The 23,297-nt window shown below is 43.1% G+C and carries 17 protein-coding genes; 8 read left to right on the top strand and 9 right to left on the bottom strand.

Translation table 11 applies throughout. From position 1 onward, the window contains the following. Positions 1–629: 629 nt before the first annotated feature. From EOO49_RS06595 to EOO49_RS06575, 5 genes are all read right to left on the bottom strand, one after another. Positions 630–1,250 carry a hypothetical protein gene (locus EOO49_RS06595; protein ID WP_290843950.1) on the bottom strand — a complete coding sequence of 207 codons (621 nt, stop codon included), beginning with the start codon at positions 1,248–1,250 and terminating at the stop codon, positions 630–632. 1 nt (position 1,251) lies between these two features. After that, positions 1,252–2,784 (bottom strand): RHS repeat-associated core domain-containing protein, encoded by a 1,533-nt coding sequence (locus EOO49_RS06590; RefSeq protein ID WP_290843948.1) that lies wholly within the window; start codon positions 2,782–2,784, stop codon positions 1,252–1,254. Positions 2,785–3,619: 835 nt separating this feature from the next. Beyond that, positions 3,620–7,195 carry a DUF6443 domain-containing protein gene (locus EOO49_RS06585; RefSeq protein WP_290843946.1) on the bottom strand — a complete coding sequence of 1,192 codons (3,576 nt, stop codon included), beginning with the start codon at positions 7,193–7,195 and terminating at the stop codon, positions 3,620–3,622. Positions 7,196–7,203: 8 nt separating this feature from the next. Continuing rightward, positions 7,204–10,677, bottom strand: coding sequence for a hypothetical protein (locus EOO49_RS06580; protein ID WP_290843944.1), 3,474 nt, complete (start codon positions 10,675–10,677; stop codon positions 7,204–7,206). Positions 10,678–10,737: 60 nt separating this feature from the next. Continuing rightward, positions 10,738–12,654 (bottom strand): T9SS type A sorting domain-containing protein, encoded by a 1,917-nt coding sequence (locus EOO49_RS06575; protein ID WP_290843942.1) that lies wholly within the window; start codon positions 12,652–12,654, stop codon positions 10,738–10,740. A gap of 1,002 nt (positions 12,655–13,656) precedes the next feature. Between EOO49_RS06575 and EOO49_RS06570 the strand changes: the two genes are divergently transcribed. The 7 genes from EOO49_RS06570 (at position 13,657) to EOO49_RS06540 (ending at position 19,689) form a co-directional block, all read left to right on the top strand. Next, positions 13,657–14,466: a hypothetical protein gene (locus EOO49_RS06570; RefSeq protein WP_290843940.1), complete on the top strand. Its 810-nt coding sequence runs from the start codon at positions 13,657–13,659 to the stop codon at positions 14,464–14,466. A 7-nt stretch (positions 14,467–14,473) separates the two neighbouring features. Further along, on the top strand, positions 14,474–15,214 hold the full coding sequence (locus tag EOO49_RS06565) for a C1 family peptidase (protein ID WP_290843938.1): 741 nt from the start codon (positions 14,474–14,476) through the stop codon (positions 15,212–15,214). After that, entirely contained in the window at positions 15,211–17,085 is a 1,875-nt protein-coding gene (locus tag EOO49_RS06560; RefSeq protein WP_290843936.1) for a caspase family protein, read from the top strand. Before EOO49_RS06565 ends, EOO49_RS06560 begins: the two co-directional genes overlap by 4 nt. Further along, positions 17,082–17,948, top strand: coding sequence for a hypothetical protein (locus tag EOO49_RS06555; RefSeq protein WP_290843934.1), 867 nt, complete (start codon positions 17,082–17,084; stop codon positions 17,946–17,948). Before EOO49_RS06560 ends, EOO49_RS06555 begins: the two co-directional genes overlap by 4 nt. 126 nt (positions 17,949–18,074) lie before the next feature. Beyond that, a complete protein-coding gene (locus tag EOO49_RS06550) occupies positions 18,075–18,365 on the top strand; it encodes a hypothetical protein (RefSeq protein WP_290843931.1) in 291 nt (96 codons plus the stop codon). 108 nt (positions 18,366–18,473) lie between these two features. Further along, positions 18,474–19,049, top strand: coding sequence for a hypothetical protein (locus EOO49_RS06545; protein ID WP_290843930.1), 576 nt, complete (start codon positions 18,474–18,476; stop codon positions 19,047–19,049). Between the two features lie 208 nt (positions 19,050–19,257). Further along, positions 19,258–19,689 carry a copper resistance protein NlpE gene (locus EOO49_RS06540; RefSeq protein ID WP_290843928.1) on the top strand — a complete coding sequence of 144 codons (432 nt, stop codon included), beginning with the start codon at positions 19,258–19,260 and terminating at the stop codon, positions 19,687–19,689. A gap of 101 nt (positions 19,690–19,790) precedes the next feature. On the opposite strand, the gene EOO49_RS06535 is transcribed toward EOO49_RS06540, so the two are convergent. Next, complete coding sequence (locus EOO49_RS06535; protein WP_290843926.1) at positions 19,791–20,534, bottom strand: SDR family oxidoreductase; 744 nt, start codon at positions 20,532–20,534, stop codon at positions 19,791–19,793. Between the two features lie 105 nt (positions 20,535–20,639). Between EOO49_RS06535 and EOO49_RS06530 the strand changes: the two genes are divergently transcribed. Beyond that, entirely contained in the window at positions 20,640–20,987 is a 348-nt protein-coding gene (locus EOO49_RS06530; protein ID WP_290843924.1) for a helix-turn-helix domain-containing protein, read from the top strand. A 37-nt stretch (positions 20,988–21,024) separates the two neighbouring features. Here EOO49_RS06530 and EOO49_RS06525 read toward each other — a convergent pair whose 3' ends face one another. The 3 genes from EOO49_RS06525 to EOO49_RS06515 are packed head-to-tail and all read right to left on the bottom strand — an operon-like array spanning position 21,025 to position 23,169. Continuing rightward, on the bottom strand, positions 21,025–21,471 hold the full coding sequence (locus EOO49_RS06525) for a response regulator (protein ID WP_290843922.1): 447 nt from the start codon (positions 21,469–21,471) through the stop codon (positions 21,025–21,027). Between the two features lie 38 nt (positions 21,472–21,509). Further along, the gene (locus EOO49_RS06520; protein ID WP_290843920.1) at positions 21,510–21,932 is read right to left on the bottom strand and encodes a response regulator; all 423 of its coding nucleotides are present in this window, start codon (positions 21,930–21,932) and stop codon (positions 21,510–21,512) included. Positions 21,933–21,942: 10 nt separating this feature from the next. Beyond that, positions 21,943–23,169 carry an ATP-binding protein gene (locus EOO49_RS06515; protein WP_290843918.1) on the bottom strand — a complete coding sequence of 409 codons (1,227 nt, stop codon included), beginning with the start codon at positions 23,167–23,169 and terminating at the stop codon, positions 21,943–21,945. Between the last annotated feature and the right edge of the window lie 128 nt (positions 23,170–23,297).

The following is a 23,297-nucleotide window of genomic DNA, read 5'->3' as shown; positions in this document are numbered from 1 at the left end:
GCAGATCGGCCCCTTAAGACCTCTTCGACACAATGGAGCTTAAAATCATAACTGTGCTTTACTTTTCTTTCCATAGGATACCCCAAAATTGTGTCTAACTTTTTGGGTGCAGTTCAAATCTGTGTGAAAAGTTCCAAAATTAAAAAACTCACACAAGAGGTGCCGTCAATGCCATTGCGGTTTAGCTACAACTTCGCGCCACTACCTTGTCATAATTCATGAATGCGGAAAGGTGACCAAGCCGATGATGAGGTTGTGAGCGAACGGATTAATCCCGCCGAGCTTGCCTTATTGGAAACCGACTGTTCCAACATGAACGAAGCGAAATTTAAGGCTCATCTTCAAAAGCTCATTCGACTGGTTTGTATGTCGCTAAACCGAAGCGCGTTGCAAACGTTAATTGACAATAGGGATAATTGGGAGTTGGAATATCGAAAGGGCGGGTTGGCATATTTGATTGAGGGATTGAATGAGAAAACCACACGGTGAGGTGTGGTTTGATACATTTCCTATTAGATGGTCGCTCTCATTTGATTATTTGGTCACGAGCGAGACTCCAGCGGAGGAAATATTATTGTATATCTTCAAAAATGTCAAATTTCGTCACCAAATGATACTCCAATAAATAATTACTTTTTTTTTTCACTTATAGCAACACCCTTTGAATAACCATTTCCCCATTTTTTTGGCATTTGAGGAGATGGTTGCAATGTGTAATTAGGAAAGTTATTTCCCGATTTTGCTTCAAAAACGTATATATCGAAACTTTCATCGAGTTTAATTTTGTTTTTAGTAGCAGAATAATTTGAACTGATAAAATTAGGTACAGGATAGTTTTTTATGGCGCAATCTCTATCTATTTGCAAACTATCTATGGAAGAAACACGTTCAAAACTTTTATATGATTCCTCAGTTTCAAAACGATTAACCACTAATAAACATGTATCAGTAGCCTTGTAGGTTGCAATCGCAGAATTCAAAACCCTTTGCTTAAACTGATTTATCTTGTTAAGAGGCACATCGTTTTCATATAAAAATAATCCGATGTCATTTTTTCTTCTATTTGTGTTTGAAATAATGTCGGTATAAGGCGAAGTTATTTTTTTAGGAAATTGATCAAAAAATTTCGCATCAAAGTCTAATTTATAAGCCTCAAAATTTTTATTTGAAGTTTCAATAAGAAAGTTTCTGTTGTCACAGGAGGAGATAAAAAACTGTAACAATAATAAAAGTAATAGCATCTTTTTCATATTATTTAATTATTGCTTTAATAACTTTCACCAGATTATCAACGAATGTTGCTGCCTGTCCAGCATTATTAGCATTGTTGGTTTTATTAGAATAAAAATAAGCATTATCATTATTCGCAGTACCTGGTGTTTTATTCACGTTATATGTCACAGATGAGACTGAAGAAAGCCTACCACCTGAAGTTTCCTTATTCAAAATATCTTTTTGATTTAAAGTTCCATCTTTAGTATATGTAACCTTAGTTTGACCTATTTGTTTTAAGTCAGAAACTGTATGCGTTATGTTTTCTTCACCCATGCGTCCTCCAGACTTATATTCAGTTTCCTGAACAGTGACATTTTCAGCTTTATCATAACCCTGTTTATCCATAAATTTTTCTGGATTTTCGATTGACATGGGACCTTCATTACGAATATTAACACCATTGACAATAACTTTTTCTCCAAACATATTATCAGCACCTAAGCGGTCGTAATTTTTGGCATCCCCTGCTCCGATGGCTGTCGCTACAGTTTGCGTTAGTTTCGATTGGCCTTCTACATGAACCACTGCGCCTGTCTTATTATTTACAAACCAATCTGGAGGAGTGGCTTGCATTCCGTCTGGGTCGATAAAGTAAACAGGATTATTCAAAGCATAAACATACGGAGAAAAACGTCGAGATTTCTCCGCCATCGGGTCGATATTCATCCACCGTCCAATTGCAGGGTCATAATTTCTCGCTCCGTAATCGTAAAAATTAAGTTCCAATTCATCCTGCCACTCCTTCCCATTGTACTTATAATTATAATCCAAAGGCAAAATAACAGCCGGAGGAGGATTCCCGGGCGCCTTCAAAACAACAGCCAGATTCTCCTCCTGAAAAGTCTTCTTGCCATCGAGGTAATTGGCATGCTTCAACCCGAAAGGATAATAATGGTCCTGCTCGACGATCTTGAGTTCCTGGGTCCGCGGATCGACGGCATAGTTCATCCGGATGTTCCCCAGGTGATCCTTGTACTGGAACACGAAGTTGTAGTTGTTGGCCCCCGAGATCGAGGTGTTCCGCACGTAGCCTTCCGGTGTCGGGAAAAACTGCAGCAGGCCGTTGAGGTACTGGAAACCGTTCAGGTAGTCGACTTTCGAGATCACCGTTCCCTCGGTCACTTCCTTGAATACTTTCTCGCCGTCGGCGTTGTAATGGTAGACGATTTGGTTGCCGTTCGAGAACGCGATTGTCTTGGGCAGGTTCAGGTGGTTGTAATTGATCTTTACGACGCCTTTGTTGAGGTCGGAAGTAAGGTTGCCGTTGGCATCGTAGTCGTAGTCATCGGTTTCATCTACAACGTCCTTGAAGCCCGATGGGTCGGTGGAGCTGTCCGTGACCGAAAGCAGTTTGTTGGAATCCTGCTCGTAGGTGTATTGCAGGTTGTCGATTTCCCAGGCCATGTTCGGGGCGTCGATGTCGCCGTTTCGCAGCAGTTCGGTGATGTTGCCGTTGCGGTCGTAGATGAGCTTTTCATCGTAGTTGCCGTTTGGCATGGCCTCGCTCACTTTTTGGTAATGGGAGTCGAGCAGGCTGGTTCATGGCGTCATATTCGTATCCGTATTTGCGCCATTCGGCACCGGCACTTTTCCAGTACGTTTCGGAAATATTGCCATTGTAGAGCGGTTTTACGTCGTTGTAGAGCGAATTGGGAGCTTCATATCGCAAGGCAAACTCGTAGCGCTCTGAAGAATGATTATTCTTCTACGCTTTTGCCTTGATGCGCCGCGAACTGTGCTAACGATATGCTTAGGGTTGTGTAGGCGTGAAGCCGTGCTGTTTTGAGGGATGTGCTTTCTTCGGTTGAGAGGAGTTTAAAAAATGCTTTTTCACGTTTTGGTTTTCATAGGAAGTCTTGAAAAAACAAAACCCACACGTTTGATGCATTGCCAATTAAAAATAAGAAGAGCGATAGGTACTACCGCTCTTTTTAAGCATAAAACTATTTTTTATTTCGTTTTCAGTAGATTATATTTTAGGAAAGAGAAAACCACACGTTTGATACACGCTATTTTGGAACATTAACCTTGTTGTGTATGATTTTTAGTTACTCTTGCCTTTATTTGAGTAAATGCACAATTGACCTTCACCATTTGTAACAATTAAATACTTATGTAAACAAAAAATTACAAAACCATATTTTTCATTTCGAAAGAGAATTTCTTTTCCTTCAATTCTAACATCATTTTTAAAGTTAAGTTCATCAGAAATCTTGTTTGATGAATTAGATTTCCATAGAATGGACTCTATATGACTATTTATGTTAATATAAACCAGTAAAACGAAAATAATGCAACTAGACACATATAAAATCTTTTTTGTAACGAATCGTTTTTTCATCCTTTAGTTATTTATTAACTGCCCATTTTTACTTTCAGTCATTCTGAAAGACTCAAAATGCTTATTACCAAACCAACCTATCCAAGGTTGTTGATATCGGTTTCCAGCAACTATATATGTCGGTTCTCCTTTTTTACCAAATATACCATTTAATTGATTTGAAGAAGGACGGCGCGAATTTGCATACATTGATGGATACGTGTAAGAAGTTTGACCAAACACTGAAACATCTTTGAAATTGCTTAAACCTGAAACTTCTGTTGTAAAGCCTTTCTTTTCTCCACTTGGGTCTACACTGGTCTGACAGCCGTAGAAAAATGCTCTTGCATTTTCTGCCCAGTTGAATTTTATGTCAGCCCATCCCTCAAGCGACATTTGCCTATTCTCCATTAAACTAAGTGCATTTTTAGATGTTTCTGCGGTTCCCACTGGGCCATCCGTTCCTGCGTGAGACCAAACTCCAAATTCTTTAGTTTTTCCATATTTTTCAGAATTTTTAGCGATAAATGATTCTGCATCTGTTTTAATTGAGGCCAAGTCCTTTACTCTCGTTATTCTAAAAATGTCATTAGAATCTGTTTCCCCACTATTTATAAAATCACGCGCCCGAGTTAATGCTGCTTGCCAAAACATTGTATCGTCCTTTTTTGAGTTTCCCTCTGTAGTATAATATAAATAAATATCTTTTCCATCTGGGTCTATATATAAAATGGGATTGTTTGCGGTATATGCAAAAGGAGAGATATTAGTAAATTTCTCCGCCAGCGGGTCAATATTCATCCACCTCCCAATGGCAGGGTCATAATTTCTCGCTCCATAATCATAGAAGTTAAGCCCCAGCTCATCCTGCCATTCCTTCCCATTGTACTTATAATTATAATCCAAAGGCAAATTCAGCCCAACGGGAGGATTGCCGGGAAGGAGCTTCAGCACGACGGAAGATTGTTCCTCCCGGAAATCCTTGCGGTCGGTTGAGTAGTTGCTGTGCTTGAGTCCGAACGGATAGTAATGGCTTTCGTCCAAGACCTCCAGCAGTTGGGTGTTCGGATTCAATGCGAAATTCATCCTGACGTTCCCCAGGTGGTCTTTGTATTGGAACACATAGTTGAAGTTATCTGCGCCGTTGGCCAACGTGTTTCGTACATAGCCTTCGGCATGCGGAAAAAATTCGAGTTTGGCATCCTTGTACTGGAAACCGTCGAGGTAATCGACTTCAATCGGGCTTCCTGAAGCGATGACTTTTTTAAGGACTTTTGCCCCTGATGAATTATAGGTGTACTGTATTTTATACCCGGTGGAGAAGTTGATCTCCACGGGAAGATTCAGGTGATTGTAACGTATCGAGGTGATACCCTTGTTGTCATCCTTGGTCATGTTGCCGTTGGCGTCGTAGTCGTAGTCCATGGTCAAATCGTCTCCCTCATCCTTGAAACCCGACGGGTCTGCCGTCGAATCCCCAACGTCCAGGAGTCTGTTTGATGCGGGCGCATAGTGGTAACTGAGATCGTCGATTTCGATCGGATAGTTCGCGGCGTCGATGTCCCCTTTGCGGTAGAGCGTCTCGATGTTGCCGTTTTTGTCGTATGATATCATCTCATCGTAGTTTCCGTTCGGCATCGTCTCGTGAACTTTTTGGTAATGTGCCATCGTAAGCCTGTTTAGTCCGTCATAAGCGTAGCCATATTTTCTCCAGACTGGGGAACCTGTACCTTTCCAATAGGTCTCGCTGATATTGCCGTTGTAGAGCGCTTTAACGTCGTTATGCAGGTTGCTCGGGTTCTGATATTTTATTTCGAACCTGAATAGGTCGTCGTCCGGAGGACAGCGATCGCAAGCCTGCTCACGATTTATCGCGGTGAGCCAACCGCGGACGTTGTATTCGTAATTGACGTTCTGTAACCTGTTTGCTCCCGTGGCGCTAGTTCCACCTACCAATTTGTAGTCAAGAGAGCCTAAGGCGTCGTAAGCGTTGTACGAGATAAGTTGCGGAGTTCCGCTTGCTCCAATCTGGTGCATACCGGAAAGCAACCTATCCTGATCGGTGTAGATGAAAGTTTCTTTTGTAAAAAGTTCGGATGCTGAGGCCGAGCGTTTATGACGGATTTCCGTAATCGTTGTTTTGCCAGAGAAATCTATTTTTCTCTCTGTTTTGGTATATCCGCCTAAATAGTTCGTTTTGTGCTCTGCTACCGCCCTACCCTTATTGTCGTAGAAGACGCTAGTAACTTCCGCTCTATGGGCTATAGAGGTCTCCAAAATCCTGATCCAGTTACCTGTTAGCACGCCCTTTGGCCTTGTAACTTGATTGTAATAGACGGATTGACTACCGTCGCTTAGAATTTGCGTTGGAATTGCTGGCGCTTGAGGAAAATCGTATTCGTCGTAGTAATTCACGCTGAGCAACGCATAGCCGTTCTGTGGACGTGCATTGCTTGAGTAAACGGTGCTCGGTGTCCCGTTTCCGATCTTTGTTTCACTGAAAACAGAGTCGGAGTCATATTGTTGTTGGAGGGCCGACCTGCTTGATGCTATGAAATTTGCGGCAATCCATCCCGTGAGGATCGGCCTGTTAAACTTATCGTATTTGGTTATGATCCATCCCTGTTGGTTGGGCAGGTCAGGAAAAGGGGAAAAGGTAGGGCCAGTTGCAACTATCCTATCCAACTTGTCGTAGACAATGAATTCCCATTGTTTTCCTGGGAGCTTCTTTTCCACCAGCCTATTGCGTTGGTCAAAAACGTACTGATAACACAGGCCGTCGAGTTGGCCTGACAAGCTGGAGAGTTTCGTCTTGGGAGGCAAAACGTAAGTCAGGTTTCCGAACTGGTCATAGACGTAGTATGTGTCGTGTGGATCTCCATTTTCGAACGTTCGTTTTAGAACTACTTTTCCCTCTTTATCTTTATACTCCTCCGTAGAATGGTCAGGATCATCGGCGATCGTCCAGTTTTCGTCGCGGACAATATTCTTGTAGAGTGTCCCTTGCGCGTATTCTGAAGTGCCAGTTGCGGAAAATGAGATCAAGTATTTGCCTTCCTGACCGCTCCAGGTGGCTTGCGCGGAGAAAATTTTAACATAGTCATCGTCAAGATTGGTATCATAGGCAAATCTGGTTTCATGTCCTTGCCCCATAGTCCAAGGGTCGCCGGGCGCAGACTGTTTCAGTATGCGGTTCAGGGGTGAGCCATCAAATTCTTTCTGAGCAGTCGGGTTAGTAGTGCCTTCACGGAAAGAACTGTAGAAACCTTGAGTGCCTGAAAAGGCTGAGCTTTCAAAATCAAGTGAAGTGCTTTGGCTTTCATAGGGAAGAAAATCGAAAATCTGTCTCCCGAAAGCGTCGTACTCTATGTGCGACACGATATTTTTGCCGTTGGCAGAGCTTTTTCTTGCCAGTGTCTGGATTGGCCGTCCTAAGCCGTCCATATAGGTAATATTCTGAGAGGCTTGGTTGGGTTGCGGGTTAGATATTGAATTAGTTGTTTCTTCCTTGTAAATCTTCGTCGAAACAAAATTCTCGGTAACTGTCTGACCAAACATAAACATCGGTAAGGTCAACAATAGGAGTGCTATTTTCTTCATCTTTATGTTCAGTTTGGTCGGTAATTGTATTCGCTTTCAGACAAAATCTTTCCGTCTTTATCTCTTACTTCCTTGAGTCTGGAAAAACTGTCGTATATGTAAGTCGAGAAGTCTCCTTTCGGATCCGTGATTGCCTTCACGCCGACACCGGGAGTATAGATGTAAGTCGTGACCATTGCCGTAGGGAGCGACGCTCTAAGATTGGTCAACTCATTCCTCAAATTGACTTCACTGTAGTTCGTTGACGAATAGGTATTCAGGTTGTTTCGTATAGATACACTTATGGCGTCGTATTCATAGTTGTTTACCCGCGCCAACAGTTTCGTATCTGAATAACCCCAGATGAACGAGGTCGTCACTCCTCCGGTCGGCGTGAATTGTCTGATATTTCCTCTAGGGGAGTATTTGTCGAATGTCATCTTGAGCTCGAGATTCGCGTTGCCTTTGGCAGAATAGAAACGTTTTGGCAGAATAAGGAAATTTGTGCTTCCGTCACTTACATATTCCATTCTTTCGGACGCGATCAGATCTGATCCCCGATAGCTCTCTTTTTTCAACGGAAGCGAAATCGCATTGCTCGCAATCATTGTGGCTTCGACTGGTTGAAGAAAAGGTGTGTCGGATGCATAAAAATACTTTTCAAGCAACGTCTCACCGATTGAGGAAGTCATTGTTCTTGATTTTAGCGTACCGTTTTCGTTATATTGCATGGCACTCGAATTTGTCACTACATCTCCAGGAAAATTCTGTGTCGTTGTCTCCGAACTTTGGATTATCCTTGATGGATTCAGGGCACACGATACGAATTCATTCATACTCCCGGAAACCGGGCCATATGTTGGATAAAATATTTGGATGTTCGTACCATTGCTGTAGTTTGCGTTCCATCTGCAAGGAGTAAGAGCACCCACAGCCAATCTTTTTATGATAAGGGAATAATAATTGGGTAGCGTCGAAATATCTTGATAACCGTAATTTGTGGTTTGGATATCTTGGTCATTTTTATCTTTTAGTTTTTTTGAAGCCAATTTGCCATTCCAAACATTTCTTATGAATGGAAGACCCGAATTTGTAATATAAGATTCGGTATTGTAAAAACTGTAAATTGTCTTCCCATTGGTTGCATTGGCTTCCCCTATTTCTTCTTCCTCAACACGATCGTATCCTACTGCTGCGTCTCCGCCCATTCCAAGGTCACTTGATGAGATGAATATTCGTTTGTGAAAACCAATATATTCCACGCCTACGCCATTTGTTGTTCCCTGCCCTGTTTTATTGTTGACGAAACTGATTTGAAGTGGGTTGAACTTGTTGAGTAACTTTCCACCAAAATATTTGAGTTTTTTTCGAGATGCCAAAACGTTCGTAGACGAGAAATTTTTTATTTCGGCTATCCGTACTCCGCCCATTATACTCTTAGACTGATCCATTCCATATGTTGAAAAGTAACTAAGATCCGCTTTGACGTTATGAGAGTATGGGCTTGGGAAATTGTATGGAGATATCAGAGGTCTAATTACTTTTAGGTAATAATTCGTCGCTGGATTAGTACTCGAAATGGTATGCTCAACATTAGTCATATAGAGACCGGTACTTTCGAAGGTCTGGAAAGACGGCTGAAGCTCTTTAAGACGCCATTCCTTTATCGTAGTTTCGATACTCCCAACTTTAGTAACTAACATAATGGTGGCGCCGTTCCAGAATTGTGTAAGGGCAAAGTTATGCGCCGCACCTTGAACGCCGGCGGAGTATGTGAGAGCTATTTTCAATGTGGTGGCTTCATGCAGTTGAAAAACAGCGCTATACTGCTCTGTAGGATAATTTAAGTCGGTAAGTGCCGACCTGCTATTATTTCCGTCAATCAGCTGTTGAGCATTAAAAATGAATTGATTCTCAAAAACGTTTGATTCATATGTAAATTCTGTTGATCCCCCCGTTGGATATTTTATGCCCGTCAAGATTCCGGCCTGAACGTATAAATTGTCAGTATACCGGTTTGAACCCGTGTACGGATAGGAAAAATAAGTTGGGTTGTAGACGTGACCGAGTAAATAAACGTTTTGCTTCTCGTAACCGAATGGTCTTAGGTTGGGAAGAGGTGATGAGTTGTCTCTACCATTAAAGTAGCCCCACAAATCTTTCGAAAATGAATGTTTGGAGGGTAGTGCAGTAGTGTTGTATGTAAATACATAAGGAGGTTGGGAAGTATCTGGCTGACCATTCACATATCCAACTTCTCTGATACTTTCAAGTTTTAGCCTTTTGGTAAGCGTTGTTGAATTGTTGGCGATAGGATAAAGTAAATTTGCAGTTCCGCCGCTTGGCCCAGCTACGAAATAGGAATAACTAAAGTCAAATCCTTTTATGGGTGCAGAAGTAACAGGCGATGAGACAAGAAGGCCTTTTAGTCTCTTTGGCGCCGGCTGTTGCGAGCCCGGAATCAAATCCTCCCTGTTCTCGAAGACAAGGTCAACAATTTCTTCTGCAGATCGTATTTGGCTCAATCTCTTTTTATTTTGGACTGTCCAATCAACTGTTGACTGGGTTGGCTGGTGATAAATCGCATCATTGACAAATGACGACTCGGAATAATTAAACACTAAAGTTTGCTCGTCCTCGTAGGAGAAAGTGAATGATTTTCCGTCCAGATACATGATTTGGGTAACTTTGAAGGTATAGCCGGAAACATCAGCCATGCCATTCCTGTGGGCCTCTTCGACTCCGTTGGTTCCGAACGTATAGACTGTTCCATCGGGCGTGGTAAGAGAGAAGCTATTGAGTCCGGCTATGTTCGAACTAAATTTGATTTCCGCGTCGCTCTCTAGCAAAATTGGAACGGTTGTTTCTGGGTGCAGGAAAAATTTTCCGGAGTACTGCCCCAAATTGAAATGGAAAATATCCGGCTGCCACTTCCCTTGCTCCAATTGTTGGATTATATATCCTTGAGTGCTATAGCCGCTCGGCGTTTCCATACATTCACCAGCTCCTGTTTCCTTTCCAATCTGGTAAGTGGAATAGTATGTGTCGATCGAAATTGGTGGAAGGTGATTCTGTTTGAATGTAACCATATCGTTTGCATAAACAGAGATACCTGTATCACCACCGGGCCCGTCACGCATACCTCTGACTTCTTGGAAAATGGTGGCTTCCGGTTGAAAATTCCAACCCAGTCCAACCCAGGTAGCTTCATCCTCAACCTTGATTCCCGAAGAGTGGTAAGAAAGGGTCAGTGGTAATTGATGGTTTCCCGACTTGACGCTATACAGCGGAATGGAAATATTGGCGGTACCATTATGGTAATTAACCGGCGTTTGTCCGAATCGCAGTAGTAATGCTGTTTCCGGAGAGGAAGGAATTGATGTTTCAGGGCTAAAAGAGTTGATTGAATTGTTCGCTTGCGCACTGTTTTCACCGGTGATTAGAATCATCAGCGAGATGTATGCGACCTTAAAACAAAAATTAATTTTCATATGGATATTCATAGAAAGTATTTTAGATAAGATTTTTGAATTGTTGGTGCTGTGGTGAGAAGATTATTTACACTATTTTTGAGTCTTCATCACCTTCACAGAATCATCAGACTTATTCGTCCTGATATTCACGATGTAAATTCCCTCAGGCAAGCCCTGAAGATTAACGGGGACGGTTTGTTCGGAAATCGGAAAGCTTTGCAACTGTCGTCCACTGATGTCGAACACTGTTGCGGTTCCGTTATCGAATTCATATCCTACGACGACATTCGTGTATTCAGCGGTGGGATTAGGGAAAGCCTCAATATTCTTTTTAGGCTTCTCTTTCTTATCCTTGTCCTTGAGTTTCACGACCCAAAAGTCAGTCTTGCCAAGGTTGTTGGATTTCTGTCTCGAAGCCGGCAATTTTTTGGAAGTAGCTCCACTTTGTGCATTTCCGGAAGCTTCGCTTTTTCCAGCGTTTTCACCACTTCTGCCCTTTAGCAAATCGCCTGGCCCGCCGACGCTGAACTTCGCCGGGCCGTCTTTCTGACCCAAGGCGTCGTTCACCGAATTCGAAAGTTCCGATGTCTGCTCTTTGTAATGATCGTTGACCGATGATCGCGTGTCATTTACATACCCGTCCATCTGTTGTTGGGCTTTGTCGGCAACAGCCAAATGCTGTCCGTTGCTCACTTTCGCCAGTCCTTTTTTGATTTTACTTCCTTTTCGCGAACTGGATTTTTTTACAGCTTCTGGATTTGAAGTGCCCGCCAAAAGATATCCGCCATCGCGGGTTTCGACAAGTTTGTACAAAACATCCTCGCCATCACTTCCAAGGGTACGGCTCCAAATCTCGCGTCCGTCAGCAGCCACTTTGAGCGCGATGTAATCGTTCGTGCCTTCGGTGTCGTTCGCCTTTCCGGGATCAGATTTGGCGTGTCCGGCGATTAGCAGCGTACCGTCGGTATTTTCGATGATCGAAGTCAGCACGTCATATTTCCCGAAGTCGTAGCTTTCCTGCCAGAGGCTTTGTCCATCGGTATCGATTTTCAAGACCCAGAAATCGCTTCCGTCACGGCTCGAGGTCGTTTTGTTGAAGCCAGCGCCCGAATTCGAGTAGCCAGCAACCATGAAATTTCCGTCGTTCGTTTGTATAACGGTCTTGAGCTCATCGTCTTTCGCGCCACCAAAAGTTTGCTGCCAGATCACATCACCTTTATCGTCGAGTCGCAGGAGCCAAAAATCTCCGGCGCCGAAACATTTGCCCAGTTTGTCTCCCGTTTCGGATGAAGTGGAATAGGCGCCAACCAGATAGCCGCCGTCAGAAGTTGCCACGACACTTCGCAGCTCATCGTCGAAAGCGCCCCCGAAAGTCTTCTGCCATTTTACGCTGCCGGCGTTGTCAAGTTTTACGAGCCAAATGTCATTCCCGCCTCGGCACTTGTCGGACTTGTCTCCGTTTGCATCCGAAGAGGAAGTACCCGCCAAAAGGAAACCGCCATCGCGCGTCTGTACGGCATTTACCAACTGATCTGATCCATAGCCGCCGATGGTCTTCTGCCATCTTTCGCCACCGCCGGCATCGAGTTTTATGACCCAGAAGTCGTTTCCGCCTTTGCTGTCCTCAGTTTTGTCCTGACTTTTCGGGCTGTTCGATGTTCCCGCAAGGATAAAGCCGCCATCGCGGGTGAGCCGGATGCTCTGCAAAAGGTCGATTCCCGAGCCGCCAAAGCTTTTCTGCCAAACCGCCTCGCCTTTCTCATCCATCTTCCATATCCAATAATCGAGGTTGCCATTGTTCGCGGAAGTCTTGTTCCCACTCTTCCCGGAAAGCGAACTTCCGGCCAGGATAAAACCGTAATCGGCCGTAGGCACGGCATCGAACAAATAGTCAGCGTGTTTGCCGCCATAAGATCTTTCCCATTGGATGTCCTGGGAAAATGCGGGTAATGGTAGAAGCAGCCCCAATAACGGCAGCAGCTTCCGGCTTGTGCGGAATGATATCATGAATCGAAATTTGTTTATCTATTGTCATTAATTGATGTCAATAAGTCCGGATAGGTTGGTAAGGCCCGGTCGGCAATAAATCAAATTTCTTAGGGTTGGGAGCAAGTCCCGGTTTGTCTTGGTGGGGCGAAAGTATGTAATTTCCCGAGAGTTGTTTTGGGAATAAGTTAAGATTTCAAGTTTTAACAAATTGGGGTGACAGGATGAGAATTTCCGAAACTCGAAACGTTAGGAAATCCGCAAATTGAGAGTGCTTATATAATGCCAAATACGCTGGAAGTGTCGCATTATTATTTTTCCGTCAGATGTATGCCAGTCGCCTACATTGTCCTTTCAAAGCAATTGTTGACCCGGATAATCTTGTACGTTGGACAATCAGCGAGGCATCGGTATATATTAATTCAATCAACATATCCGCTTATGAACGACACCTTACATTTCTCTTTGCACCTTTCTTCCTGACCGGCGTGAGCGCACAACAGGTAAACGACACAGAGTTCAAGACCAAAACACTTACCGTTTACCAAACCTTGAAGTGAAATAGGCAAGTGTCGGTGTTCGCGGTTTCGTCAATAACTTTACCACTTGCATGACGAACTTAAATTTTTACAAGAAGATTGCTACTGCAAACTTCTCAATGGTTTGATTGCTGGTATCGATGCAGTCTCAAACACCTTCGACTATCCGATTGACGTTAGCAACAGCTAGCACGTGGCCAGCACTTATCGCGCTGATGTACGATCGAATGAAGCGTTCTGAAAATCTGGATATAAGCTACAATACATCACAATCGAACCTTTTCCTCAGATTTTATTTACACTTTCAAATTGTCAAGTACACCTCAACCGATATTTATGCGAGTTGTCGATTGCTTAGACGCGATAGCCTTACAACAACTACATTTAAGTTCCATCCAAGAACATTTTAGCGCGCATCGAATATCACTTAAGGTCGTAAATGGCCTTGAGCTTCACTGCTTTTTATAACATCAATACTTTAATTATGAGTAAAGGAGTTGCAAGAGTCTACACAGACACGGTCAGACAAAACGAAAAAGTGCTTTACGGGGTTTGGTACCCGGGAACACCGCTCAAACTTGGCGATTATGGACGAATGGATGGAAACATTTTCGTGCATTTGGGGAATTTGAGCGAATTCGACGAACTGAAAAATTTTGAAATCAAAGTAAGGAAAGACGAAACTTCAGATGAAAAGCTGTTCACTTCGCAAAAGGGCGTAACATATGAGATCAAACCCAAGGTAGAAGCGACTGTAGGAACAGTGCCTGTCAACGCTTCGATTGACATAAATTTCGGAAAAGAAGAGGCCGTTTTTGTAAACGCCGCCGGCTGCACGGTTGACATGATTGAGAACAAACACATTTTGGGTCAAAAATTACTTGAAATCCATAAGAAAGACAAAAAACGTTGGCAAAGGAATTTTGTACTGATAACCGACTGCATAATCGCCAAACGAGGTCTTATCGCAGTTTCAACTTCGAGCGACTTTTCTTTATCTCTTGAAGCCGCCGCCGACGTACCTCAAATAAATCTCGCCTCGGCTTCTTTAGGACTCAGCGTGAAATCGCAGAAATCAAGCGGCGAAAGATTTATAACAGAACAAGACTTCGTGGTAATGATTGGATTGTGTAAGATCCAATCTAATTTTTTGGCTTTCGGCAATAGTTTTAAACCGCTTGCAGGGCGTTTCAATGCTATCTCGAACGAGGTGTACAAAGATGCCAACTTCATCTCTACGGAAGCATCCGAGGACGAACTGGTCTTTAGACAATATACCAACAATCTAACCTAGAAGTGAAATGGCGATAGACCTGAGCACATACTGTCCTAAAAATAAATCCCAATACAAAAATACCTGTTATGCTTACGCCGTGGCGTATACAGCTATGACAATCGAATATAACGTCGCAAACAATGTCTCCGAAGCGGTTGCTGTCGAAAAAAACAGCTTCTCGCCTGGTTATGTCGCGAGTTATCACAATTCGTCATTACCTTTTCTTAAACGCAGTCCATGGTGCGGCAAATACGGAACCGCCGACAAGGCACTTAGCTTGCTCCAATCTGAAGGATCTGTCTTTATAAGAGATTACGAATGCAATTGTGAAAGTTCTGGTGACATAGAAAAATCGCTACCGTCTGGCACAGTTAAGTACAGAATCACCGATTACCAGGAAACAAACATCAATTTTAAACTATCCCAGAGCGCGATAGATTCGATCAAGTCAAAGTTGGCAGAAAACCATCCCGTAATAATAGCGGTAAACAATCACGTCCGATTTTCCAATGTTGGGAAAGAGGAATTTCCAGACCTTTCAACCGACGAGTTGGCAAAGGTGGAAAAATCCGCTAAAAACGAAGGTTCGAACCATGTCGTCTGTATTGTCGGATTTGACGACGCTTTCCAGAACAATAATGGATTTTTCCTGGTCAAAAATAACTATGCAGATTGGGGAGCGAACGGTTTTGCGTGGATTCCATATACGTACTTGCTTCGGATTGTCGAAGTAGCCTACACCATAGGGAAAATATACTCGGCATGAAAAAAGTCATTTGTATAGGTGTCGATAAGGCCAAGGGCCTAAGTCCCCTGACGGCAGCTGCCGAAGGCGCACAAAAAATGGAAACTTGGGCAAAATCACAATCTTACGACACATCTCTCTTTACCGATAAAGATAAAGATGTGGAATTGGCGGCGATATTCAAAGATATTTCGACATCCATCGATTCGATGAAATATGAGTCGATCATCGTGTTTTTTTCGGGCCATGGACAACTCCGCGGACCTGGCCAGGAAACTTGGCTGCTATCAAGTGCCAAGAGCAATCCGAATGAGAGCATAAATGTCGTCGGGTCGATCGACAATGCCAGGACTTGCAACGTACCACATGTGACCTTCATATCGGATGCGTGTCGCTTACTCCCGGCCGAGATCGCGTTGACGAGCGCTGGATCTTCGATTTTTCCAATCGGCGAGGCCACTCAAAGGGTAGCCGTTGACATTTTTTACGCTACACGCCCCGGTAGTGCGGCCAACGAAGTAAGTGGATTGACATCACTGGATCGGTTTGGGATTTTCACCAAATGCCTCTTGGAAGTACTTGAAGGGAATCACCCATCGCTTCTGACTTGTCAATCAAATCCGGCAAGTATCGTCGATTTCTATCAAATTGTCGAACTCAAAAAAAATAAAAACTACAAACAATTGAGCAAGGGTTTATGGGAACTTCACTCAATCAAACTCGACGATTTTCTAATCAAACTCGTAAAGAAAAAAGCCTCCACAATCAAAACCACTTTGAGTCAGGAACCTGATCTCATTCTTCAACACATGGCCAACAAACCCTTTTTGTCTGCTTTTGACGATGAAGTGGCAAAAAACCTATTGCTGAGCCAAGAAAATGAAAGTGGCGCTTTATCGAATCTTTCCGACAAGAAAATAAATGTTCTTTTCCAGAAGCAAATTGCCCATTCGTTAAATCATCCTGTTTTCAGGATTACTGATTCTGTCTCCGCCCAAAAAAATACAAAAGACAATCTTTTTGGCTTGCGCCTGAAATACAACGAAATTTCCAATAACAATCCAAACTCACAGCTAGTTAAAGGCTGGGCTAAAATTCTAAACGCCGACGTCTTGGACAGCGTTGATTATCGTACTGGATTTGTAGTCGAGGGAACGGAGGTAAGTGACGTAATAGCTGCGACAAGTCCCACCATCAGTTACACTGAAAAAGGAACATTTGTTGCGATTAAGGACAACAATGTTTCCACCGCATTATTTATCCTAAAAAATCAAGAGTCCGTCCCAATCATGGTTTTACCAGGCTTTATCGGTCATTTGATTTTTCGAAAAGGCCGACTTCTCACCGTCAATTATTCGCCTTCCAGGAAAAACGCGCCCAAATACCGAGAGTTCGAAAGAAATAAAGACAAGATTCTTTGGGCGCGAGCTATCGTTGCAAGTGCAGCAAATGAAGGTCTTGAATACGGGACACTGTTTGATTCGAGAACAGGTTCAGCAAATGAAACAGCCGACTTCAATGGCATTGGAAGTTTACTGCGAAGGGAAAAATCCGTAGATCCTTCACTGGGATTGTATGCGGCATATGCATTCAGACAGCAAGGGAATGTGGAAGCCATAAAGTCTGTTTTGGAATACATGGAAATGGAAGATCAGATACTGCCGTTTGATGTCGTGATGTTAGCCGGAAGGCTTGGCAGCACCCGACAAATGGTTGGTCCGTTTTGCCCTATGCTTTCTTCTGGTTGGGCTTACGCACATCTTTTCAAGGACTTCTTAAACCCAACTCTGAGACTGGCAAGTGAAAACCTTGTCCCCAATTTGTGGACAACATTCAATGAAGAAGGAACCCAAATTTTATCAGAAGCAATATCAAATAATCGACTATCATGAAATTAGTATTTTTGCACGGCAGAGCTCAAGGCGGTAAAAATCCGTCAGACTTGAAAGAAATATGGTTGAATACCTTCGCCGAAGGATTGACCAAATCTCAGTTGAAACTCGACATCGATGACATTGATGTGATATTTCCATTTTACGGTGATGAATTGGATACCATGACCAATGATTTCTACAAAGCTACTCCCGAAATAATAAAGAAAGGAACGGAACTTACGACACCTCCAACGGCGTTTACGAACTTCCTCGAAGAAATTGCTGAAAATGAAGGATTGCGTCTTGATGAAATCCAAAAAAATAGCGGAGACGAAATACTGGAACGCGGCCCGCTCAATTGGGGTTGGACGCAAGCACTTCTAAGGGCATTGGACAGACACGGAAAATGGGGAGAAATCGCACTTAGAAAATATACCTTCGACGTGTTTCTATATTTGACAGTCCCCGCCATAAGGGAAAAAATCGATGAAATCGTGACGTCCCAATTGCCTAAAGACGATGAGTTTGTTCTGGTAAGCCACTCGCTGGGCACTGTCATTTCCTATAATGTTCTGATCGCAAATCCAGAATTGGAGGTAAAAAAATTCATTACGATAGGATCTCCTCTTGGTCTGAAATCCGTCAAACGATATCTCAAAGCCCCACTTCAAATGCCACGATGTGTCAAAAATGGATGGTACAATGCCTATGATGACGGAGATGTTGTTGCACTTAATCCCTTGAACAAACAAAACTTCTTTACCAATCCTGAAATTGTGAATTCAAATCACGTGAACAATAGTACAGACAACCAACACGGCATTGAAGGCTACCTTGATGATTCTGAAATAGCGAAGACTATTTATGACAACTTGAGTTAATCGGTTTTATAAAGTCGCAACTACCATTTCGAAGTACGTTTAAGACTTTTGAGATAGCTGATCTGGCATTCAACCTTTTTTGGCGGCAAGTATCAAACCCACTATAACCAATTAAACACATACAATATGGCAAAATGTAATTTCAATATTGCTGTTATCGAGCCAATCGAAATCCTTATCGAAAAGGCAAAAAACGGCATTACATCAATTGGTGGCACTTTCGAAGGCACTACCGAAAAAGGAACGTTTTCAATTCCGACGAAAGCCGGAAAAATAATAGGGAATTACTCGGTCAATCACAATTCAATTGAATTTGAGATAACCGATAAACCAATTTTGGTAGGCTGTAAAAAAATTGAAACCGAATTGAAAAAGTATTTGAGTCCGACACCCGAAGAACCAATGAATTTTGAATAACTCAAAAGCCGGTAAATCATATTTGGAAGAAGATTACTTTTGAATTTTCCTCCTTTTTTTTGGGCAAACTCGCGTTGTCGGCAATAATCCCAGTCAAAATCAATAAACATGAAAGTAGAAGAATTGGCGCTCTGGGGAACTTTTTTTTCAGGGCTTGGAGCATTAGCCGCATTGCTGCTATCCATAAATCAAGTCAGACGAGACTCAAAGTTTAATGAAGCAAATTTTTGGCTGTCTTTGAGAGAGATGTTTCATCATGAAAATCGAAGATGTGTCCACAACGACTTCAGGGACGGAAAATGGAAGGACGACAAACCTTCTGACACTAAAGATTGGGTAAAGATCGAAGAATATCTTGGATTGTTTGAAATTTGTGAGCGTATGTTGCAACGCAGGGTAATCAGCCGGAAAATGTTTAAAAGTATCTACGAGTACCGTCTGTATAATTTCACAAAAAATAAAGAGGTCGTAAAATGCAAGCTCATTTACGAACCATATGACTGGATTTATCTTTACAAACTCCTATCGAGAATTTACGGCCGGGAATGGAATGATATGCTAGAATTTCTTCAAGGCTTGAAAATCGATTACAATGAAATAAGTTCCGAAAAACATCTAGTTGCCAAAATGAACGATGTGCAAAAAACAAAGTATGACCGTCTAAAAACGGCAATCGGGATATAGTTCTGTCAACGAAATCCGGCCAGGAAATATCAGCCTTTTTCCTCGATTTAGTAAATGGCGCCTGGACATGTGTCGGAAGCTATCCGGCAAATTTGCTTGAGCAGCGCGTGCTTTCTTATAGGATAAATTACTCAACCAATCCTTTAATTCGTTTATTTGGGTACGAAAACAAATTCACCTCTGAATCTGCCAATCTTTACCAAAGACCATGAAATTCGCACACCTTATCTTCGGCCTCCTTGTCATCTCAAGCACGATTGCTGCTGCCCAAAGCACAAAATCCGCGAAAGCGCAAGCAGCTAAGTCAGCTGTCGCAACAATGAATTGGCAAGGCACTTATTTCGGTATCACCGATTGCGCAAACTGCGAGGGCATCGAAACAAGGTTGCAACTCAACGAAAATAAAACTTATGTCTTGAGTGTAAAGCCCACCAAAACCAAAGAAAAGGAATTTGTACAGAAAGGCTCGTTCAAGTGGCAAGGCGATATGGTCGTGCTGCAAGACTTAAAAGTTGCGGGAATGGCTTATATGTACAAGGTCGAAAAAAATCAGGTGAGGCAACTTTACCTAATCAGCGGAGAAATTCGAGGTGCCGATTGGAAGGGTTATATTTTGAAGAAGGTTGGTGCTGTACGCTAAGTTTTTCTGCTGCGCAATTTGCGAGAATTCACTTTTTCCAATCACAAAAAAAGCCGAAAGAAAAAATCCTCCGGCTAAATCTAAATCTGTTTTGCAAGCATTTACCTGCGTTGATAAGTGAGATAACCACCATCAACGGCAATATCCGCACCACTGATATAACTCGCTGCATCAGAAGCCAGGAACACCACCAAATTGGCAACCTCATCGACGTGACCAAGTCGCTGCAAAGCGTTCGCCGATGCCAGATGCGTCAAAGTTTCCGGAGAAGCGAGCGCATTCAATCCAGGCGTTTCGACCGGCCCAGGACTCACGATATTTACGCGGATCTTTCTCTCGGCCAATTCGTTCGAGGCAATTTGCGCGATCTTGTTCAGCGCGCCTTTCGTAGCCGAGTAAATGCTCGATCCGATTCCGGCTGCGGTTGCAACTCCAGAAGACGTGAATATGATGGACGAACCATCGGCCAAATGCGGAATAAGCTTTTGGAGCGTGAAGAAATGCCCTTTGACGTTGGTGTTGAATTGGTAATCGAAATCGGCTTCGGTCGCGAGCTCGATTGGCCCGAATACGGCAACTCCGGCGTTGAGGAAAAGCGCGTCGATTTTATTTCCGCTTTCGGCTACGGCCTTTTCCAGTTGCGCAATGCCTTCGAGGTTTGAAGTGTCCGAAACCACGGTCGTCAAATTCGGATTACCGATTTCGTCCGACGCCTTTTTGAGGTTATCGGCACTTCGGCCTGTAATCAAAACTTTCGCTCCCGCGTTCAGGAATGCTTTTGCCGTGGCCAGTCCGATTCCTGTGCTGCCGCCTGTAATTACTACGTTTTTATTTGCTAAACTCATCGTTATAAATTTTTTGTTATCAGAGCACAAATTTACGTCACTTTGGTTTACTTTTGTAACCAAATAACCAAAAGTAACGGTATCTTTTGGGTAACCAAGTAACTTATGTCAGAAAACGTATGCCACAAAAAAGACATCATGGCCATTCACGACGCCATGGATGTGCTGAGCGGAAAATGGAAAATCTCGATTCTTTCCTCGATGTGCTATTACAAAGAGCGCAGATTTTCTGAAATCCTCAACGACATGAACGGGATTTCCAACAAGCAATTGAGCAAAGAGTTGCGTGATTTGGAACAGAATAAACTCGTCAAACGGACGGTGTCAGATACACAACCAATATCTGTACATTACAATCTCACGGAATACGGATGGTCTTTGCAAAACCTCATCCACGACCTTGCGGAATGGGGATCGAAGCATCGCGAAGTGATTATTGCCGATATGGTGTAAACGGTAAAAATGCAGAGAAGAGCAGCAGGACGATACGTCACATCCGCAATAAAAAATTCTCCTTACTGATATTGGAAAGCGAAAAGCCCAGGTCGGTTTTGAGCACGTGCCTGATGATCTGTCGAAGTGTGGCCACATCATCTGGTTTCGGAATGTAAACGTTCGCGCCCGACACGAAAGTCGCCTCGATATCTTCATCGGTTGCCGACGTGGAATAAATCGCCACAGAAACCTTGTCGTATCGGCTATTCTGACGGATTTCTTCCAGACAAGTATGTCCGCTTTTTCCGGGCATGTTCAAATCCAGAAAGACGATGTAAGGAAGATCTTTGCATTCGGCCAAGTGTTGCATCAGCGATTCCCCGTCGTTAAAAGTTTCGAGCGCCACGACGAGATCGTCGATTTGATCTATCGCAATCTTGAAAAACAGACGGTCTTCGGGATCATCGTCTGCCAAAAACACACGGGATTTATTGTATCGCATTTTTTTGTAAGAAACTGTTTATCAGATGTAGTATAAGACTAAAACGAATTTGGATGCACGCATTTCGACCAATACGAAACCATGCAATCCAACTGTTTTTTCACGTCTTCATAATTGTTCCCTTTTTCGAAAAAGCCTTGTACGGTCAAATCATAAGCCTCGTCAACGACGTCTTGGCTCACGGCTTGTGTGAGAAAAATAAACGGGATCGATTTTTTCCTGAGGAATTCATTCTCGTCTATGGTTTTTCGCAATTCGAGTCCGTTCATGGTGTTCATCATGATGTCGGAAATGACCAGGAATGGCTGTTCGGTCGTCTTGGCGAGATAATCCAAAGCATCTTGCGCCTTGCCGAAATGCTTGATGACGTTTTTCACGGAATTTTCTTTGAGCGCACTTACAATCACATCAACGTCGTTGAGATCGTCCTCAATTAATAAAATAGGTCCTTTTTTTGACATGTTAGGATGTTTATTTAGGATGTTTGTTCGGAATCAGAAAATGAAAAGTCGAACCCAAACCCGGAGTCGATTCGGCATAAAGATGCCCACCGTGGTTGGCCGCGATTTTTCGGCAATGCGCCAAGCCGATGCCCGAACCCGGAAAATCGCCCTGACTGTGAAGCCGTTTGAAAATCTCGAAAATCTGTTCGTTGTACTTGGCCTCGAAACCAATTCCGTTGTCTTTTACAGCTATGTCGTAATAGCTTGAACTCGCTTCGGCATCTGGAAAAAACGATTTGATCCTGTCTTGCGAAAGTTCATTCGAAGTGATTTCAATCAACGGAAGCCTGTCACAAAACTTGAGCGCATTACTAAGCAAATTGCAAAAAAGTTGGTTTATCTGCAAGCCGATCCCGTCGATTTTTGGCAAATTACCGACTTCGATTTTCGCATTTCGTTCAGCGATCTGAATCTCAAAGTCTTCCAAAACATTGCCGATTGCCTCATTCAGGTCAACAGGGCGAAACATGCGTTGAGAGCGTTGCAATTTGGAGTATTCGAGCACATCGCCAAGCAGTTTCCGCATGCGTTTTGCCGATTCACCAATCTTGTGGGTTATGATTTTGTCGTTTTCGGACAAGTGCGCAGTTTCATCAAGAACTGACGCATAAAACGAAATCTTTCGAAGCGGCTCTTGCAGATCATGGCTTACGATGTAGGCATATTCTGATAATTGTTCGTTGGATGCGCGCAATTTATCGTTGGAAACCTCGAGATTTTTGTTCGCAACCGATATTTCGCTGTAAAGATCCGTGAGATTTTCCGATCGGTTTTCGCTTTTCAGATCTTCTTTTGCGGATTTTTTCTGATTGTCCGATGTACTTCCATTTTGCGGAACTCCATCGGTCACATCGTAAACACTATAAGCGACAGTAACGATTTCTTCGGATGGATTTCCCAACGGACGCACCTCGTGATCGAAATACAACAAATCGCCGGTGATGGAAAATTCCTGACTGGCTTTTTCTTCGGCACCGACGCCAACGGCCAAACAGCGACCGATAAGCTCAAAAACAGCGTCGTGAGGCTGAACTTTTCCGTTCATCTTTTTCCCGATTTTGCTCCAATACGAAAGCATTTTTCCATTGGCCGCCACGATTTCCAAAGACGGAACGGCAATCAGGCAACAGGCGTTTGCGGCATTCGCAAGTGTAGACAAGTCAACTACTTCATTAGGAAAGTTATTCGAATCCATACCGCTTCATGTTCGGTTGTGAAATCAACCATCGCAAGTAAAGATACTGTTTTAAGTGGCATCGCTTCCGGATTTGTGTTTTCATATTCTTTTGATTTTCACCTAGATTTCCAAGCTGATAAAGATGG

Origin of the sequence: Flavobacterium sp., from assembly GCF_004295795.1 — a bacterium.
GTDB lineage: Bacteria > Bacteroidota > Bacteroidia > Flavobacteriales > Flavobacteriaceae > Flavobacterium.
The sequence above is the reverse complement of the archived record's forward strand: the minus strand, read 5'-3'. Positions and strand labels throughout refer to the sequence as shown.

What these genes read in the sequence shown, in the direction of transcription:
- EOO49_RS06595 (WP_290843950.1), bottom strand. Translation starts at nt 1,250, where the DNA reads ATGAAAAAGATGCTATTACTTTTATTATTGTTACAGTTTTTTATCTCC.
- EOO49_RS06585 (WP_290843946.1), bottom strand. Translation starts at nt 7,195, where the DNA reads ATGAAGAAAATAGCACTCCTATTGTTGACCTTACCGATGTTTATGTTT.
- EOO49_RS06580 (WP_290843944.1), bottom strand. Translation starts at nt 10,677, where the DNA reads ATGAATATCCATATGAAAATTAATTTTTGTTTTAAGGTCGCATACATC.
- EOO49_RS06575 (WP_290843942.1), bottom strand. Translation starts at nt 12,654, where the DNA reads ATGATATCATTCCGCACAAGCCGGAAGCTGCTGCCGTTATTGGGGCTG.
- EOO49_RS06570 (WP_290843940.1), top strand. Translation starts at nt 13,657, where the DNA reads ATGAGTAAAGGAGTTGCAAGAGTCTACACAGACACGGTCAGACAAAAC.
- EOO49_RS06565 (WP_290843938.1), top strand. Translation starts at nt 14,474, where the DNA reads ATGGCGATAGACCTGAGCACATACTGTCCTAAAAATAAATCCCAATAC.
- EOO49_RS06560 (WP_290843936.1), top strand. Translation starts at nt 15,211, where the DNA reads ATGAAAAAAGTCATTTGTATAGGTGTCGATAAGGCCAAGGGCCTAAGT.
- EOO49_RS06555 (WP_290843934.1), top strand. Translation starts at nt 17,082, where the DNA reads ATGAAATTAGTATTTTTGCACGGCAGAGCTCAAGGCGGTAAAAATCCG.
- EOO49_RS06550 (WP_290843931.1), top strand. Translation starts at nt 18,075, where the DNA reads ATGGCAAAATGTAATTTCAATATTGCTGTTATCGAGCCAATCGAAATC.
- EOO49_RS06545 (WP_290843930.1), top strand. Translation starts at nt 18,474, where the DNA reads ATGAAAGTAGAAGAATTGGCGCTCTGGGGAACTTTTTTTTCAGGGCTT.
- EOO49_RS06540 (WP_290843928.1), top strand. Translation starts at nt 19,258, where the DNA reads ATGAAATTCGCACACCTTATCTTCGGCCTCCTTGTCATCTCAAGCACG.
- EOO49_RS06535 (WP_290843926.1), bottom strand. Translation starts at nt 20,534, where the DNA reads ATGAGTTTAGCAAATAAAAACGTAGTAATTACAGGCGGCAGCACAGGA.
- EOO49_RS06530 (WP_290843924.1), top strand. Translation starts at nt 20,640, where the DNA reads ATGTCAGAAAACGTATGCCACAAAAAAGACATCATGGCCATTCACGAC.
- EOO49_RS06525 (WP_290843922.1), bottom strand. Translation starts at nt 21,471, where the DNA reads ATGCGATACAATAAATCCCGTGTGTTTTTGGCAGACGATGATCCCGAA.
- EOO49_RS06520 (WP_290843920.1), bottom strand. Translation starts at nt 21,932, where the DNA reads ATGTCAAAAAAAGGACCTATTTTATTAATTGAGGACGATCTCAACGAC.
- EOO49_RS06515 (WP_290843918.1), bottom strand. Translation starts at nt 23,169, where the DNA reads ATGGATTCGAATAACTTTCCTAATGAAGTAGTTGACTTGTCTACACTT.